This is a genomic window from Pseudomonas sp. CK-NBRI-02 (genome assembly GCF_008124495.1).
GTDB lineage: Bacteria > Pseudomonadota > Gammaproteobacteria > Pseudomonadales > Pseudomonadaceae > Aquipseudomonas > Aquipseudomonas guariconensis.
In genome coordinates this window covers 25,995-41,404 of the sequence record NZ_VSJH01000012.1, presented here as the reverse complement: position 1 = coordinate 41,404, position 15,410 = coordinate 25,995, and the positions used below count along the sequence as shown (strand labels likewise).

At 59.3% G+C, this 15,410-nt stretch carries 17 protein-coding genes; 2 read left to right on the top strand and 15 right to left on the bottom strand.

Translation table 11 applies throughout. The features are described 5' to 3' along the window. Positions 1 to 92: 92 nt before the first annotated feature. Positions 93 to 863 carry an SDR family NAD(P)-dependent oxidoreductase gene (locus DQ397_RS10725; RefSeq protein WP_043210271.1) on the bottom strand — a complete coding sequence of 257 codons (771 nt, stop codon included), beginning with the start codon at positions 861 to 863 and terminating at the stop codon, positions 93 to 95. 273 nt (positions 864 to 1,136) lie between these two features. Between DQ397_RS10725 and DQ397_RS10720 the strand changes: the two genes are divergently transcribed. Further along, positions 1,137 to 2,519 (top strand): PLP-dependent aminotransferase family protein, encoded by a 1,383-nt coding sequence (locus tag DQ397_RS10720; protein ID WP_043210274.1) that lies wholly within the window; start codon positions 1,137 to 1,139, stop codon positions 2,517 to 2,519. A gap of 84 nt (positions 2,520 to 2,603) precedes the next feature. On the opposite strand, the gene DQ397_RS10715 is transcribed toward DQ397_RS10720, so the two are convergent. Further along, the gene (locus tag DQ397_RS10715) at positions 2,604 to 3,149 is read right to left on the bottom strand and encodes a single-stranded DNA-binding protein (protein ID WP_043210277.1); all 546 of its coding nucleotides are present in this window, start codon (positions 3,147 to 3,149) and stop codon (positions 2,604 to 2,606) included. 9 nt (positions 3,150 to 3,158) lie between these two features. Beyond that, on the bottom strand, positions 3,159 to 4,553 hold the full coding sequence (locus DQ397_RS10710) for an MFS transporter (protein WP_043210280.1): 1,395 nt from the start codon (positions 4,551 to 4,553) through the stop codon (positions 3,159 to 3,161). Between the two features lie 129 nt (positions 4,554 to 4,682). Between DQ397_RS10710 and uvrA the strand changes: the two genes are divergently transcribed. Beyond that, a complete protein-coding gene (gene uvrA / locus DQ397_RS10705; protein ID WP_043210283.1) occupies positions 4,683 to 7,517 on the top strand; it encodes an excinuclease ABC subunit UvrA in 2,835 nt (944 codons plus the stop codon). Positions 7,518 to 7,589: 72 nt separating this feature from the next. Here the strand turns inward: uvrA and bfr are convergent, their stop codons facing one another. From bfr to rpsE, 12 genes are all read right to left on the bottom strand, one after another. After that, a complete protein-coding gene (gene bfr, locus DQ397_RS10700) occupies positions 7,590 to 8,054 on the bottom strand; it encodes a bacterioferritin (RefSeq protein WP_028690240.1) in 465 nt (154 codons plus the stop codon). Positions 8,055 to 8,218: 164 nt separating this feature from the next. Next, a complete protein-coding gene (locus DQ397_RS10695) occupies positions 8,219 to 9,658 on the bottom strand; it encodes a catalase (RefSeq protein WP_043210287.1) in 1,440 nt (479 codons plus the stop codon). A 170-nt stretch (positions 9,659 to 9,828) separates the two neighbouring features. Further along, entirely contained in the window at positions 9,829 to 10,215 is a 387-nt protein-coding gene (gene rplQ, locus DQ397_RS10690) for a 50S ribosomal protein L17 (protein ID WP_043210290.1), read from the bottom strand. 42 nt (positions 10,216 to 10,257) lie between these two features. Then, a complete protein-coding gene (rpoA, locus tag DQ397_RS10685) occupies positions 10,258 to 11,259 on the bottom strand; it encodes a DNA-directed RNA polymerase subunit alpha (protein ID WP_003255452.1) in 1,002 nt (333 codons plus the stop codon). A gap of 22 nt (positions 11,260 to 11,281) precedes the next feature. Continuing rightward, the gene (gene rpsD / locus DQ397_RS10680; RefSeq protein WP_043210292.1) at positions 11,282 to 11,902 is read right to left on the bottom strand and encodes a 30S ribosomal protein S4; all 621 of its coding nucleotides are present in this window, start codon (positions 11,900 to 11,902) and stop codon (positions 11,282 to 11,284) included. Between the two features lie 15 nt (positions 11,903 to 11,917). After that, positions 11,918 to 12,307, bottom strand: a complete 390-nt coding sequence (gene rpsK / locus DQ397_RS10675; protein ID WP_003255454.1) for a 30S ribosomal protein S11 — start codon at positions 12,305 to 12,307, stop codon at positions 11,918 to 11,920. Positions 12,308 to 12,325: 18 nt separating this feature from the next. After that, positions 12,326 to 12,682: a 30S ribosomal protein S13 gene (gene rpsM, locus DQ397_RS10670; RefSeq protein WP_003255457.1), complete on the bottom strand. Its 357-nt coding sequence runs from the start codon at positions 12,680 to 12,682 to the stop codon at positions 12,326 to 12,328. A gap of 131 nt (positions 12,683 to 12,813) precedes the next feature. After that, positions 12,814 to 12,930 (bottom strand): 50S ribosomal protein L36, encoded by a 117-nt coding sequence (gene rpmJ / locus DQ397_RS10665; RefSeq protein WP_011531897.1) that lies wholly within the window; start codon positions 12,928 to 12,930, stop codon positions 12,814 to 12,816. 28 nt (positions 12,931 to 12,958) lie between these two features. Then, positions 12,959 to 14,290 (bottom strand): preprotein translocase subunit SecY, encoded by a 1,332-nt coding sequence (secY, locus tag DQ397_RS10660; protein WP_043210294.1) that lies wholly within the window; start codon positions 14,288 to 14,290, stop codon positions 12,959 to 12,961. Continuing rightward, positions 14,291 to 14,725 carry a 50S ribosomal protein L15 gene (rplO, locus tag DQ397_RS10655; RefSeq protein ID WP_003257107.1) on the bottom strand — a complete coding sequence of 145 codons (435 nt, stop codon included), beginning with the start codon at positions 14,723 to 14,725 and terminating at the stop codon, positions 14,291 to 14,293. 3 nt (positions 14,726 to 14,728) lie between these two features. Continuing rightward, positions 14,729 to 14,905, bottom strand: coding sequence for a 50S ribosomal protein L30 (rpmD, locus tag DQ397_RS10650; RefSeq protein ID WP_009397493.1), 177 nt, complete (start codon positions 14,903 to 14,905; stop codon positions 14,729 to 14,731). A gap of 2 nt (positions 14,906 to 14,907) precedes the next feature. Beyond that, positions 14,908 to 15,408, bottom strand: a complete 501-nt coding sequence (gene rpsE / locus DQ397_RS10645) for a 30S ribosomal protein S5 (protein WP_023382626.1) — start codon at positions 15,406 to 15,408, stop codon at positions 14,908 to 14,910. Positions 15,409 to 15,410 lie beyond the last annotated feature (2 nt).

Below are 15,410 nucleotides of genomic sequence, written 5' to 3'. Positions count from 1 at the left end.
GATGGCCACCAACCCTAACTCTAGCCAAGAATCCTGAATACGCGATGACATGGCTCAAAGGACTGTTTCATCAGTGAAACAGCCCTTGCCCCTCACGCCTGCGCGGTACGAGGCAGATTACGCACCACGTTCAGCCCCGCGCTGCTTTGCGCCACCGGCATGATCTCGATGGTGTTGATGTTCACATGCGCCGGTTGGGCTGCGATCCAGGCTACGGTGGCGGCGATGTCCTCGGGCAGAAGCGCCTCGACGTCGCGGTACAGCGCTTCCACGGCGTCCAGGTCGCCCTTGAGTCGAACCACCGAGAAGTCGGTACCCGAACACAGGCCCGGCTCGATGTTGCTCACCCGTACCCGGGTGCCGGCGAGGTCGGCGCGCAGGTTGAGGCTGAACTGTCGGACGAATGCCTTGCTGGCGCCATACACGTTACCGCCCGGGTACGGATAGGTGCCGGCGATGGAGCCGATATTGACGATCAGGCCGCTGTCGGCCTCGACCATGCGGGGGAGGATTTTATGTGTGACCATCGTCAGGCCGGTGATGTTGGTGTCGATCATCCGCTGCCAGTTCTCGGCACTGGCCTGCTGCGCCCGATCAATGCCCAGCGCCAGCCCGGCATTGTTGACCAGCACATCGATGTTCAACGAGGCCTTGCCGATCCACTCGACAGCCGCGTCCACCGAGGCCGGATCAGTGACATCCAGCGCCAGCGGGATGAACGAGTCGCCCAGTTCGCCCTCGAGCTCCTTGAGTTTGTCCATGCGCCGAGCGCCACCGATGACCCGGTAGCCCTCGGCGACCAGCGTGCGGCAGATGGCGCGGCCAAAGCCTGCGGAAGCGCCAGTTACAAATGCGGTTTTCATAAGGATCTCCAGAGGTCGAACATCAGGTCAGGTGCTTGTTACGGCGAGATTACATCGATCCAATGATGGTAATCAGGAAAATATCATCGATTCAATTACTTTATTTTCTTGATCTTACCAATTCGCACAACTCTTTGATTGATAAGTAATTATTGTCTGTATATGCGAAATCAAGTGACTTCATGTAATGGACTTGGGGAGTAATTCACCTTGATTACACCCCTATTGCATTCATGCTAGGCTTGCCCGCTCACCCTATACTGGTGCCATTTCATGTGGGTTCCTCATTACAGCGCCCTGACGCAACCGGTTTACCTGATGATCGCCGATGCCCTTGAACAGGACATTGCCAGCGGGAAGCTGGTAGCCGGCGACCGATTGCCGACGCTCAAGGACTTGGCCGAGCGCCTGAGCGTGACGCCAGGCACCATTGGCCGGGCTTATGATGAGGCGGCCAAGCGGGGTCTGGTGATCGGCGAAGTAGGACGCGGCACCTTTGTACGCCCCTCAAAAGCCCCTGCTGCCCCGGCAACTCGCAGCACGGGCATCAGCAATGAAAACGGCCAGATCGATTTGTCGATCATCAAGCCAAACGACGCCCACATGACACAGTGGTTGCGCGGCTCGCTCCACGAGCTGGCCGACGCCGCCGACCTGATCCAGGCGCTCGATTACGTCACCGACGGTGGTCATGCCGTCCACAAGGAAGCGGGCGCGGCCTGGATCAGGCGCTGGCTGCCGGATGCCAGCTGGCAGCAGGTGGTCTTGACCTCCGGCGCCCAGCACGGCCTGCTGGTCGCCCTCAGCAGCCTGTCGAAAACCGACGATGTGATTCTGTGCGAATCCTTCTGCTACCCCGGTATCATTTCCTTGGCCCACAGCCTGGGCCGGCGCCTTCAGGGCGTGGCCGTGGATGAGCATGGCCTGATTCCTGAGGCGCTGCGCGCCGCCTGCCTCGAGCATCGCCCTACCCTGCTGGTTTGTGTAACTACACACCAGAACCCGACCAACTCGATCATGCCCCACGCCCGGCGTGAGGCCATCGCCGCTATTGCCCGCGAGTTCGACCTGGTCATCATCGATGACGACATCTACGGATTCCTGGCGCCGACGTCCAGCTACAAGCCCCTGGCCGCCTATGCACCGGAGCGTTCCATTTACCTGACCAGCCTGTCCAAGAGCGTGTTGCCGGCGCTGCGCATCGGTTATCTGTATGCACCGCCACACATGTTGTCGCGCTTGTCCTCGATGGTGCGCAGCAGCGTCTGGATGCCCTCGCCCTTGATGGCCCAGCTCGCCAGCAACTTGATCAACAGCGGCAGGGCGGACCAACTGTTAAGAACCCAGCAGGAGGAAGCCGCCGCACGCCAGCAGATGGCCAAGAACATCCTCGGCAAGTACTCGATCCGCAGCCAACCCCACAGTTTCCATCTCTGGCTCGAACTCCCAGCCCCTTGGACCAGCGATGAATTCGCCCACCTGGCACGCAGCAACGGCGTAACTGTCGTCAGCGGTAGCCAGTTCCTGCCTCAACGCAGCGACGCGCCCAACGGCGTGCGCATTGCGCTGATGGCCCCCACCCGGGACGAGCTCGCCTTTGCGCTGACCAAACTGGCCAGCTTGCTGGACTCATCAGAGCCACGGTTGTTCTATTGACCCCGTTTTAGAGCGCGCATGAAAAAGCCGCAGCCAGTTGCCTGGCTGCGGCTTTTTTTCGAGTACTGATCGGGCAGCGATCCGTTAGAACGGAATATCGTCGTCGAAGCTGTCGAAGTCAGCGGCCGGTTGCGGAGCTGGCTGCTGTGGCGCAGGACGCTGTGGAGCCTGCTGTGGACGCGGAGCCTGCTGGCGTGGCGCCTGGTTGTACTGCTGCTGGCCACCACCTTGGTTGTAGTTGCCACCACCTTGGTTGTACGGGTCGCCGCCCTGTTGCTGGTTCTGCGGACGACCGCCCAGCAGCTGCATGGTGCCCTGCATGTCGACGATGATTTCGGTGGTGTAGCGCTTGATGCCGTCTTTTTCCCACTCGCGGGTCTGCAGCTTGCCCTCGATGTACACCTGGGAACCTTTGCGCAGGTATTCGCCAGCGATTTCGGCGACTTTGCCGAACATGGCAACACGGTGCCACTCGGTGCGCTCGACTTTCTGGCCGGACTGCTTGTCGGTCCACTGCTCGCTGGTGGCCAGGCTCAGGTTGGTCACGGCGTTACCGTTGGGCAGGTAGCGGACTTCGGGATCCTGACCGCAAGTGCCGACCAGAATGACTTTGTTAACCCCACGGGCCATAACGTTCTCCTAGGCTTCGCACGCCGAAGACGCTGGGTTCACCAGACGCTCAAGGGTCGCACGGTCCAAAATTTTCGTATCCAGTTTGATATAGACGGCGGCTTCTTCCGCCACCACTACGGCGTCGGTCACACCCGGCACAGCCAGCAGGCGCTCGGTCAGCCCGGCTTCCCGGACACCTTCAGGCGACAGCGGCATGCGCAGGCTGGTTACATACGGCGGCTCGTTCATGCTCAATGCCGTGGCCAACCAGATGGCGCACAGCCCTGCGCAACCGAGGAACACCATGCCCAGACCACCGTGCTGGAACAACCAGCCACCGATGATTCCTCCCAGTGCGGCGCCTAGGAACTGACTGGTGGAATATACCCCCATGGCCGTCCCTTTGCCGCCTGCGGGCGACACTTTGCTCACCAGCGAAGGCAGCGATGCCTCCAGCAGGTTGAATGCCGTAAAGAATACCACGGTGCCGATCACCAGTCCGCGCAAGTTGTCAGCCCACTGCCAGAAGAACACCTCGACCATCAGCAGCACACTGACCGCGCCGAGCAACACCCGTTTCATCTTGCGCTTCTTCTCGCCATAGATGATGAAGGGGATCATTGCAAAAAATGAAACGAGCAACGCGGTCAGGTACACCCACCAATGCTGCTCTTTCGGCAGGCCGCCACGCTCGACGAAGGCCAAGGGCAGCGCGACGAAGCTGGCCATGAGGATGGCGTGGAGGATGAAGATGCTCACATCCAGGCGCAGAAGGTCCGGATGACGCAGCGTCGGGCCGAGCGCCTTGCGGGCCACGCCCGACTCTCGGTGCTGCAGGGCACTGTGTGCGCTAGGCACGACGAAGGCGATGAGCACGATACCCACCAGGGCAAGTCCTGCCGTGGCAAGGAACAATCCTGACAGGCCGAAGGCACGAGTCAGCAACGGGCCGACGACCATGGCAACCGCGAACGACAGGCCGATGCTCATGCCGATCATGGCCATTGCTTTGGTGCGGTGCTGTTCACGGGTCAGGTCGGACAACAGCGCCATGACGGCGGCCGAAATCGCCCCGGCACCTTGCAGGATGCGACCGGCGATCACGCCCCAGATGGAGTCCGCCTGGGCCGCCAGCAAACTGCCGAGCGCGAACACCACCAATCCGAGGTAAATGACCGGACGGCGGCCGATGCGGTCGGAAATCATCCCGAACGGGATCTGCAAGACAGCCTGAGTCAGGCCATAGGCCCCGATGGCCAGGCCAATCAGCGCCGGCGTGGCACCGGCCAGGTCCATGCCGTAGGTCGCCAGCACCGGCAGGACCATGAACATGCCCAGCATACGAAAGGCAAAGACCAGGGCCAGGCCGCCAGCAGCGCGGGTTTCGCTGCCACTCATGCGCTCGTTGTGCGTGTCGTGCATGGAATAACCTCGTGTGAACCGGCGGCGATTCTATCAGTCCGACAGCGTAACAGCATCTACGCGACGCTTTGCCGCGTACTGGCAGCGCGCCTTATACTCCCTTGTTTATGCCCGCCGAGCGAGGCCGCAGTGGACAAGATCCTGATTCGTGGGGCACGTACCCACAACCTGAAGAACATCGACCTGACCCTGCCCCGGGACAAGCTGATCGTGATCACCGGCTTGTCCGGCTCCGGCAAGTCGTCCCTGGCGTTCGATACCCTCTACGCCGAGGGCCAGCGGCGCTATGTGGAATCCCTGTCGGCCTATGCCCGGCAGTTCCTGTCGATGATGGAAAAACCTGACGTCGATACCATCGAAGGCCTGTCGCCGGCCATCTCCATCGAACAGAAGTCGACCTCCCACAACCCACGCTCCACTGTCGGCACCATCACCGAGATCTACGATTACCTGCGCCTGCTCTATGCCCGCGTCGGCACGCCACGCTGCCCGGACCATGACATTCCGCTGGAGGCGCAAACGATCAGCCAGATGGTCGACCTGGTGCTCGAGCGCCCGGAAGGCACCAAACTGATGCTGCTGGCGCCGGTAGTGCGCGAACGCAAGGGCGAGCATCTGGCGGTGTTCGACGAACTGCGCGCCCAGGGGTTCGTGCGCGCCCGAGTCAACGGCAAGCTCTACGAGCTGGACGAGCTGCCCAAGCTGGATAAACAGAAAAAGCACAGCATCGATGTGGTGGTGGACCGCTTCAAGGTCCGCGAAGACTTGCAGCAGCGCCTGGCGGAGTCGTTCGAAACGGCCTTGAAGCTGGCCGACGGCATCGCCTTGGTAGCGCCGATGGACGACGAGACCGGAGAAGAGATGATCTTCTCCGCGCGCTTCGCCTGCCCGGTGTGCGGGCATGCCATCAGCGAGCTCGAGCCGAAGCTGTTCTCCTTCAACAACCCGGCCGGCGCTTGCCCGACCTGCGACGGCCTGGGGGTCAAGCAGTTCTTCGACACCAAGCGCCTGGTCAACACTGAACTGACCCTGGCCGAGGGCGCTATTCGTGGCTGGGATCGGCGCAACGTCTATTACTTCCAAATGCTCGGCTCCCTGGCGGCACACTACGGTTTCAGTCTCGAACTGCCATTCGGTGAGCTGTCGGCCGAGCACCAGAAAGTCATTCTGCACGGCAGTGGTAAGCAAAGCGTCGACTTCAAGTACCTCAACGACCGTGGCGACATCGTCAAGCGCTCGCACCCGTTCGAGGGCATCGTGCCCAACCTGGAGCGGCGTTACCGCGAGACCGAATCAGCCACTGTGCGCGAAGAGCTGGCCAAGTATCTGGGCACCCAACCCTGCCCGGACTGCCGCGGCACCCGCCTGCGTCGTGAAGCGCGTCACGTGTGGGTGGGCGAGAAGACCTTGCCGGCCGTCACCAACCTACCGATCGGCGAAGCCAGCGACTACTTCAGCGACCTCACCCTGACAGGCCGACGCGGCGAAATCGCGGCGAAGATCCTCAAGGAGATTTGCGAGCGACTGCAGTTCCTGGTCAACGTCGGCCTCGACTACCTCACCTTGGACCGCAGCGCCGAGACCCTCTCCGGCGGCGAAGCCCAGCGCATCCGCCTGGCCAGCCAGATCGGCGCTGGCCTGGTGGGGGTGATGTACATTCTCGACGAACCCTCCATTGGCCTGCACCAGCGCGACAACGACCGCTTGCTGGCGACCCTCAATCACCTGCGGGACCTTGGCAATACCGTGATTGTGGTGGAGCACGACGAGGACGCGATCCGTCTAGCCGACTATGTGGTGGACATCGGCCCTGGCGCGGGCGTGCACGGAGGGAAGATCGTCGCGGAAGGCTCGCCTGAGGAAGTCATGGCTCACCCCGACTCGCTCACAGGCAAATACCTGTCCGGGCGCAAGAAAATCGTCGTGCCGGCCAAGCGCACCCCCCGCGACAAGAAGCTTGCCCTCAAGCTCAAAGGCGCCCGCGGGAACAACCTGCAAAACGTTGATCTCGAAGTGCCGATCGGCCTGCTGACCTGCGTCACCGGGGTTTCCGGCTCGGGCAAATCGACACTGATCAACAATACTCTGTTCCCACTGGCGGCCACGGCCCTCAATGGCGCCAGCAGCCTGGAAGCGGCTGCTCATACCAGCCTCGACGGCCTGCAACACCTGGACAAGGTGGTCGATATCGACCAGAGCCCCATCGGCCGCACGCCGCGCTCCAACCCGGCGACCTACACCGGTATCTTCACCCCGATCCGCGAGCTGTTCGCCGGCGTGCCGGAGTCGCGCGCCCGCGGCTATGGCCCAGGGCGCTTCTCGTTCAACGTCAAGGGTGGTCGCTGCGAAGCCTGCCAGGGCGATGGTCTGATCAAGGTGGAAATGCATTTCCTGCCGGACATCTATGTGCCGTGCGATGTGTGCAAGAGCAAGCGCTACAACCGCGAGACGCTGGAGATCAAGTACAAGGGCAAGAACATCCACGAGGTCCTGGAAATGACCATCGAGGACGCCCGTGAATTCTTCGACGCGGTCCCCGCCCTGGCGCGCAAGCTGCAAACGCTGATGGATGTCGGGCTTTCCTACATCAAGCTCGGGCAATCGGCTACAACGCTATCCGGCGGCGAAGCGCAGCGGGTCAAGCTGTCCCGAGAGCTGTCCAAGCGCGACACCGGCAAGACGCTCTACATCCTCGACGAGCCGACCACGGGCCTGCACTTCGCTGACATCCAGCAACTGCTCGATGTGCTGCACCGCTTGCGCGATCACGGCAACACCGTGGTGGTGATCGAGCACAACCTGGATGTGATCAAGACCGCCGACTGGCTTGTGGACCTTGGTCCGGAGGGAGGCTCGAAGGGCGGGCAAATCATCGCCTGCGGTACGCCTGAAGAACTGGCCGAGATGAAACAGTCCTATACCGGCCATTACCTCAAGCCGCTGCTGGAGCGTGACCGAGTGTGATGAAAAAAGCCCCTGGCATGTTGATGCCAGGGGCTTTGCTTGGCGCCACCTCCTCGCGGAAGGCGTGGGGCATTACATCTGCGACTGCAGGTAGTTCTCCAGGCCGATCGCTTTGATCAGGCCTTGCTGTTTCTCCAGCCAATAGGTGTGATCTTCTTCAGTATCGGCCAGTTGCGCACGCAGAATGTCGCGACTGATGTAGTCCTTGTGCAGCTCGCACAATTCGATGCCTTTGCACAGTGCGGCACGCACCTTGTACTCGAGCTTCAAATCGGCCTCGATCATCTCCGGCACGGTGCTGCCGACCTCCAGATCGTCGGCGCGCATGTCGGGCGTACCTTCGAGCATGAGGATCCGACGCATCAGAGCATCGGCGTGCTGCGTCTCCTCTTCCATCTCGTGGTTGATACGCTCGTAGAGCTTGGTCAGGCCCCAATCTTCATACATGCGAGAATGGATGAAGTATTGATCGCGTGCTGCCAGTTCGCCCTTCAGCAACGTGACGAGGTAGTTGATTACATCCGGGTGACCTTGCATCGCCCTGCTTCTCCCTGTGAAAACGGCTTATGGCTCATAGTTTGAACCAGGATTTGTCTACGGTCACGGACAAAGGCGCAATTAGAAGCAAAAAATCGGTTAAACAGTAGTGATATTCATTGAAAAACCGCCCAAATGAGGGCGGTTCTTCTTATCACTTCGACTTAGGCGAGATTGACGCCCAGAGCCTTTGCAACGCCCTCGCCATAGGCAGGATCCGCCTTGAAGAAGTACTGCAACTGACGTTGCACTACATCATCGCTAACCCCCGCCATCGCCCCGGCGATATTGCTGATGAGCAGTGCCTTTTGCTCGTCACTCATCAAGCGGAACAGTGCACCGGCGTGACTGTAGTAGTCCGTGTCTTCACGGTGATCATAGCGATCAGCGGCGCCCTGCAGGGCCAGTGCCGGCTCGGCGTGACGCGACGACTGTTTGGGCGCATCACTGTAGCTGTTGGGCTCGTAGTTCGGCGCACTGCCATAGTTACCGAAGGCCATCGCGCCATCGCGCTGGTAGCTGTGCACAGGGCAGCGCGGCGCATTGACTGGCAGCTGCTGATGGTTGGTGCCAACGCGATAGCGGTGCGCATCGGCATAGGCGAACACGCGCCCTTGCAGCATCCGATCCGGCGAGAGGCCCACACCTGGGACCATGTTGCTCGGGCCAAAGGCGGCCTGCTCGACTTCAGCGAAATAGTTGAGCGGGTTACGGTTGAGCTCCAACACACCAACTTCGATCAACGGGTATTCCTTCTGCGACCAAGTCTTGGTCACATCAAAGGGGTTTTCCTCCCGAGCTGCTGCCTCTGCCTCGCTCATCACTTGGATGCATACAGTCCAGCGCGGGTAATCACCACGCTCGATGGCCTCGAACAGGTCACGCTGAGCGTAGTCCGGGTCTGTACCTGCCAAACGGGCGGCCTCGACGGGCGACAGGTTCTTGATGCCTTGCTGGGTCTTGAAGTGCCACTTGACCCAAGTGCGCTCGCCCTTGGCGTTGATCAGGCTGTAGGTATGACTGCCAAAGCCGTGCATGTGGCGGTAGCCATCCGGAATGCCTCGATCAGAGAACAGAATGGTGACCTGGTGCAGCGCCTCCGGCGAATGAGACCAGAAGTCCCACATCATTTGGGCATTCTTCAAATTGGACTGCGGGTGCCGCTTTTGGGTATGGATGAAGTCCGGGAATTTCAGCGGATCGCGAATGAAGAATACAGGTGTGTTGTTGCCAACGATGTCCCAATTGCCTTCCTCGGTATAGAACTTCACTGCAAAGCCACGCGGATCACGCTCGGTGTCCGCAGAGCCGCGCTCTCCGCCTACGGTGGAGAAACGCAGGAAGGTCTCTGTTTCCTTGCCGATACGCTCGAATAGCTTGGCGCTGGTGTATTGGGTGATATCGCGGGTGACAGTGAAGGTACCGTATGCGCCAGAGCCCTTGGCGTGTACACGGCGTTCCGGGATGTTCTCCCGGTTGAAGTGGGCGAGTTTCTCGATCAGATGGAAATCATCGAGCAACAGCGGGCCGCGCGGCCCGGCCGAACGGGAATTCTGGTTGTCTGCTACTGGGGCACCGCTGGCGGTGGTGAGAATCTTGCTCATGGGCTCTCCTTATCAGTTTTTAGCTGCCGCTGATCGGCGTGCTGACAAGTATGGGCAACCCTGGTTACAAGAACTAATTCATTGATTGATTCACATCAATAGAAATTGATAATCCTCGCAAGCACAAAAAACCGGGCACTAGGCCCGGTTTCTTGTAGCAGACTGACGTCTTACTCGGCGGCTTCTACAGCACCACCGACCGGACGATCAACCAGCTCGACGTACGCCATAGGCGCGTTGTCGCCAGCGCGGAAACCGCACTTCAGGATACGCAGGTAGCCGCCCTGACGGGTGGCGTAGCGCTTGCCCAGATCGTTGAACAGCTTGCCAACGGCAGCTTTCGAACGGGTACGGTCGAAAGCCAGACGGCGGTTGGCGACGCTGTCTTCCTTGGCCAGGGTGATCAGCGGCTCGGCAACGCGGCGCAGTTCCTTGGCTTTCGGCAGGGTGGTTTTGATCAGCTCGTGCTCGATCAACGACACTGCCATGTTCTGGAACATAGCCTTGCGGTGAGAGCTGGTACGGCTCAGGTGACGTCCACTTTTACGATGACGCATGATTCATTCCTTACCAAACACTACGTTCGGTGATTACGACGATCAGGCGGTCGCCTTGTCGTCTTTCTTAAGACTTGCAGGCGGCCAGTTGTCGAGGCGCATGCCGAGAGACAGACCACGAGAGGCCAGGACGTCCTTGATTTCAGTCAGGGACTTCTTGCCCAGGTTAGGAGTCTTCAACAGCTCTACTTCGGTACGCTGAATCAGGTCGCCGATGTAGTAGATGTTCTCCGCCTTGAGGCAGTTGGCCGAACGTACGGTCAGTTCCAGATCGTCAACCGGACGCAGCAGGATCGGATCGATCTCGTCTTCCTGCTCGACTACAACAGGCTCGCTGTCACCTTTGAGGTCGACGAACGCGGCCAGCTGCTGTTGCAGGATGGTCGCGGCGCGGCGGATAGCCTCTTCAGGGTCCAGGGTGCCGTTGGTTTCCAGATCGATGACCAGCTTGTCCAGGTTGGTACGCTGCTCAACACGGGCGTTCTCGACCACATAGGCGATACGACGCACCGGGCTGAACGAAGCGTCCAACTGCAGACGGCCGATGCTGCGGCTTTCGTCTTCGTCGGTCTGACGGGAGTCGGCCGGCTCGTAACCGCGACCACGAGCTACGGTGAGCTTCATGTTCAGGGCGCCGTTGGACGCCAGGTTCGCGATTACGTGATCGGGATTGACGATCTCGACATCGTGATCCAGCTGAATATCGGCAGCGGTAACCACCCCCGAACCCTTTTTCGACAAGGTCAGCGTAACTTCGTCACGACCGTGCAGCTTGATAGCCAGGCCTTTGAGGTTCAACAGGATTTCAATGACATCTTCCTGTACACCTTCGATCGCGGAGTACTCGTGGAGTACGCCATCGATCTCGGCCTCGACTACTGCACAGCCAGGCATGGAGGACAACAGGATGCGGCGCAGCGCGTTGCCCAGGGTATGGCCGAAACCACGCTCGAGAGGCTCGAGCGTGATCTTGGCGCGGGTCGGACTGACAACCTGCACATCAATGTGGCGGGGTGTCAGGAACTCATTTACCGAAATCTGCATGGATGCACCTATTTTCTAGCCCTTACTTGGAGTAGAGCTCGACAATCAGGTTTTCGTTGATGTCGGCGGACAGGTCGCTGCGAGCAGGAACGTTCTTGAAAACGCCCGACTTCTTGGCAGCATCCACGTCAACCCACTCAACGCGGCCACGCTGGGCGCACAGTTCAAGGGCTTGAACAATGCGCAGCTGGTTCTGCGACTTCTCGCGAACCGCGACCACGTCACCCGGACGAACTTGGTAGGATGGAATGTTTACGGTCTTGCCGTTGACGCTGATTGCCTTGTGCGAAACCAGCTGACGCGATTCCGAACGAGTGGAACCGAAGCCCATACGGTAGACAACGTTGTCCAGACGGCACTCGAGCAGTTGCAGCAGGTTTTCACCGGTGGCGCCTTTTTTCGAGGCAGCAGTCTGGTAGTAACCGCGGAACTGACGCTCCAGTACACCGTAGATACGACGAACTTTTTGCTTCTCGCGCAGCTGGGTACCGTAGTCGGACTGACGGCCACGGCGCTGACCGTGGATACCTGGGGCTGCTTCGATGTTGCACTTCGATTCCAGAGCGCGAACGCCGCTCTTCAGGAACAGGTCGGTGCCTTCACGACGAGACAGTTTGCATTTTGGACCAATGTAACGTGCCATTTATCTGTCTCCTGATTACACGCGACGCTTCTTCGGCGGACGGCACCCGTTGTGCGGGATTGGCGTCACGTCGGTGATGCTGGCGATCTTGTAGCCGCAGCTGTTCAGTGCACGAACGGCGGACTCACGACCTGGACCTGGACCCTTGACGTTGACGTCGAGGTTCTTCAGGCCATATTCCAGCGCAGCTTGACCAGCACGCTCAGCAGCGATCTGGGCTGCGAACGGGGTGGATTTGCGCGAACCACGGAAACCCGAACCACCGGAAGTAGCCCAGGACAGTGCGTTGCCCTGACGGTCGGTGATGGTCACGATGGTGTTGTTGAAAGACGCATGGATGTGGGCGATGCCATCAACCACTGTCTTTTTGACTTTCTTACGAGGACGAGCAGCAGGTTTTGCCATGTCTATATTCCTGGGCGATTACTTGCGGATCGGCTTACGCGGGCCCTTACGGGTGCGTGCGTTGGTCTTGGTGCGCTGACCGCGAACCGGCAGACCTTTACGATGACGCAGGCCGCGGTAGCAACCCAGGTCCATCAAGCGCTTGATCTTCATGTTGATGTCACGGCGCAGGTCACCTTCGGTGGTGAACTTCGCGACTTCGCCACGCAGGGTTTCGATTTGCTCGTCGCTCAGATCCTTGATCTTAGCGGCTGGATTTACACCAGCGTCTGCACAGATCTTCTGTGCAGTTGTGCGACCGACACCATAGATGTAGGTCAGCGAGATAACAGTGTGCTTGTTATCTGGAATGTTGACGCCTGCAATACGGGCCATTCAGTGGGACTCCAATTGACAGCTACCTACGCCCCGGAAGCCAAGAAATAGGGCGCGAGATAATATCGCTGTAGAAACGAATAATCAACCCAGCAGCACACTAGCTGCTGGGTTTGAAGCGCGGATCACACTCAGCCTTGGCGCTGCTTGTGACGCGGTTCCGCGCTGCAGATCACGCGCACGATACCTTCGCGACGAATGATCTTGCAGTTGCGGCACAGCTTTTTCACCGATGCACGAACTTTCATTACCGACTCCTCGAACCTTAGGGGACTATCAGCGCAGCAGGCCGCTGCCACCGTAGCCTTTCAGGTTGGCTTTCTTCATCAGGGATTCGTACTGGTGCGAAACGAGGTGCGATTGTACTTGGGACATGAAGTCCATCACAACCACTACCACAATCAGCAACGAGGTCCCGCCAAGGTAGAACGGCACGTTTGCTGCCACCACCAGGAACTGGGGCAGAAGGCAGACGGCCATCATGTAAAGAGCACCGAACATGGTCAAACGAGTCAGAACGCCATCGATATAGCGCGCCGACTGCTCACCAGGACGGATACCCGGAATAAAGGCACCGGACTTCTTCAGGTTTTCCGCTACGTCTTTCGGATTGAACATCAATGCTGTGTAGAAGAAGCAGAAGAAAATGATCCCTGCACTAAACAGCAGAATGTTCAACGGCTGACCAGGAGCGATCGACTGCGAGATGTCTTGCAGCCAGCCCATACCTTCGGACTGACCGAACCAGGCACCCAGCGAAGCCGGGAACAGCAAAATGCTGCTGGCGAAAATAGCCGGGATAACCCCCGCCATGTTCACCTTGAGCGGCAAGTGGCTAGTCTGCGCAGCAAAGACCTTACGGCCCTGCTGACGCTTGGCGTAGTGAACGGCGATACGACGCTGACCACGCTCAATGAACACCACGAAGCCGATAATCGCTACTGCCAGCAAACCGATAGCGACCAGGGCGAAGATGTTGATATCGCCTGTACGCGCAGACTCGAAAGACTGCCCGATTGCTCTCGGAAGACCGGCAACGATACCTGCGAAGATCAACATCGAGATACCGTTGCCCACACCGCGCTCGGTGATCTGCTCGCCCAGCCACATCATGAACATCGCGCCGGCCACGAAGGTGGCAACGGCGACAACATAGAAGCTCAGGCCTGCAGAAAACGCCACGCCCTGGTTGGCCAAGCCGATGGACATGCCAATGGCTTGAACCAGTGCCAGGATAACGGTGCCGTAGCGGGTGTACTGGCTGATCTTGCGACGGCCAGCTTCACCTTCCTTCTTCAACTGCTCCAGTTGTGGGCTGACCGCGGTCATGAGCTGCATGATGATCGATGCCGAAATGTACGGCATGATCCCCAGTGCAAAGATGCTCATGCGCTCCAGCGCACCACCGGAAAACATGTTGAACAAGCTAAGAATGGTCCCCTCATTCTGCCGAAACAGATCCGCCAGACGGTCCGGATTGATGCCAGGCACCGGGATATGCGCGCCAATTCGATAGACGATGATCGCCATGAACAGAAAGCGCAGACGAGCCCAGAGTTCCGACATCCCGCCCTTACCGAGCGAAGAGAGAGCACCTTGCTTAGCCATTTATTCCTCGAACTTGCCGCCAGCTGCTTCGATAGCCGCACGCGCACCCTTGGTGGCTGCGATACCCTTGATGGTGACTGCGCGAGTGACTTCGCCCGACAGCATGATTTTCACACGCTGTACGTTCTGGCCGATCACGTTGGCATCCTTCAGGGATTGCACGGAGATCACGTCGCCTTCCACCTTGGCCAGCTCGGACAGACGCACTTCAGCGCGATCCATAGCTTTCAGGGAAACGAAGCCGAACTTCGGCAGACGACGGTGCAGCGGCTGTTGACCGCCTTCGAAGCCCGGAGCGATCGAACCACCGGAACGGGAGGTTTGACCTTTGTGGCCGCGGCCACCGGTCTTGCCCAAACCGCTACCGATACCACGACCCGGACGATGCTTCTCGCGACGGGAACCCGGCGCTGGACTCAGATCATTGAGTTTCATCGATTAACCCTCGACGCGCAGCATGTAGTAAGCCTTGTTGATCATCCCGCGGTTTTCGGGAGTGTCTTGGACTTCTACAGTGTGACCGATGCGACGCAGACCCAGACCCTTAACGCACAGTTTGTGGTTAGGCAGGCGGCCGGCGGTGCTTTTGATCAGCGTTACTTTTACGGTTGCCATGATCAGATGATCTCCTCAACGCTCTTGCCGCGCTTGGCAGCAATGGACTCAGGAGATTGCATGGCTTTCAGACCCTTGAAGGTGGCGTAAACCACGTTCACTGGGTTGGTCGAACCGTAGCACTTGGCCAGAACGTTCTGGACACCAGCAACTTCCAGGACAGCACGCATTGCGCCGCCGGCGATGATACCGGTACCTTCCGAGGCAGGCTGCATGTAAACCTTCGAGGCGCCGTGGGCGGCCTTGGTGGCGTACTGCAGGGTAGTGCCCTTCAGGTCAACCTGGATCATGTTGCGACGGGCAGCTTCCATGGCTTTCTGAATCGCAGCAGGTACTTCGCGCGACTTGCCACGGCCGAAGCCGACACGGCCCTTGCCATCACCTACCACGGTCAGCGCGGTGAAGGTGAAGATACGGCCGCCTTTGACGGTTTTTGCAACGCGGTTAACTTGAACCAGCTTCTCGATGTAGCCTTCGTCGCGCTTTTGGTCGTTATTTGCCATAA

Bases quoted from the DNA above. Each gene is read 5' to 3' on its own strand.
- DQ397_RS10725 (WP_043210271.1), bottom strand. From the start codon at position 863: ATGAAAACCGCATTTGTAACTGGCGCTTCCGCAGGCTTTGGCCGCGCC.
- DQ397_RS10720 (WP_043210274.1), top strand. From the start codon at position 1,137: ATGTGGGTTCCTCATTACAGCGCCCTGACGCAACCGGTTTACCTGATG.
- DQ397_RS10715 (WP_043210277.1), bottom strand. From the start codon at position 3,149: ATGGCCCGTGGGGTTAACAAAGTCATTCTGGTCGGCACTTGCGGTCAG.
- DQ397_RS10710 (WP_043210280.1), bottom strand. From the start codon at position 4,553: ATGCACGACACGCACAACGAGCGCATGAGTGGCAGCGAAACCCGCGCT.
- bfr (WP_028690240.1), bottom strand. From the start codon at position 8,054: ATGCAAGGTCACCCGGATGTAATCAACTACCTCGTCACGTTGCTGAAG.
- DQ397_RS10695 (WP_043210287.1), bottom strand. From the start codon at position 9,658: ATGAGCAAGATTCTCACCACCGCCAGCGGTGCCCCAGTAGCAGACAAC.
- rplQ (WP_043210290.1), bottom strand. From the start codon at position 10,215: ATGCGTCATCGTAAAAGTGGACGTCACCTGAGCCGTACCAGCTCTCAC.
- rpoA (WP_003255452.1), bottom strand. From the start codon at position 11,259: ATGCAGATTTCGGTAAATGAGTTCCTGACACCCCGCCACATTGATGTG.
- rpsD (WP_043210292.1), bottom strand. From the start codon at position 11,902: ATGGCACGTTACATTGGTCCAAAATGCAAACTGTCTCGTCGTGAAGGC.
- rpsK (WP_003255454.1), bottom strand. From the start codon at position 12,307: ATGGCAAAACCTGCTGCTCGTCCTCGTAAGAAAGTCAAAAAGACAGTG.
- rpsM (WP_003255457.1), bottom strand. From the start codon at position 12,682: ATGGCCCGTATTGCAGGCGTCAACATTCCAGATAACAAGCACACTGTT.
- rpmJ (WP_011531897.1), bottom strand. From the start codon at position 12,930: ATGAAAGTTCGTGCATCGGTGAAAAAGCTGTGCCGCAACTGCAAGATC.
- secY (WP_043210294.1), bottom strand. From the start codon at position 14,290: ATGGCTAAGCAAGGTGCTCTCTCTTCGCTCGGTAAGGGCGGGATGTCG.
- rplO (WP_003257107.1), bottom strand. From the start codon at position 14,725: ATGAAACTCAATGATCTGAGTCCAGCGCCGGGTTCCCGTCGCGAGAAG.
- rpmD (WP_009397493.1), bottom strand. From the start codon at position 14,905: ATGGCAACCGTAAAAGTAACGCTGATCAAAAGCACCGCCGGCCGCCTG.
- rpsE (WP_023382626.1), bottom strand. From the start codon at position 15,408: ATGGCAAATAACGACCAAAAGCGCGACGAAGGCTACATCGAGAAGCTG.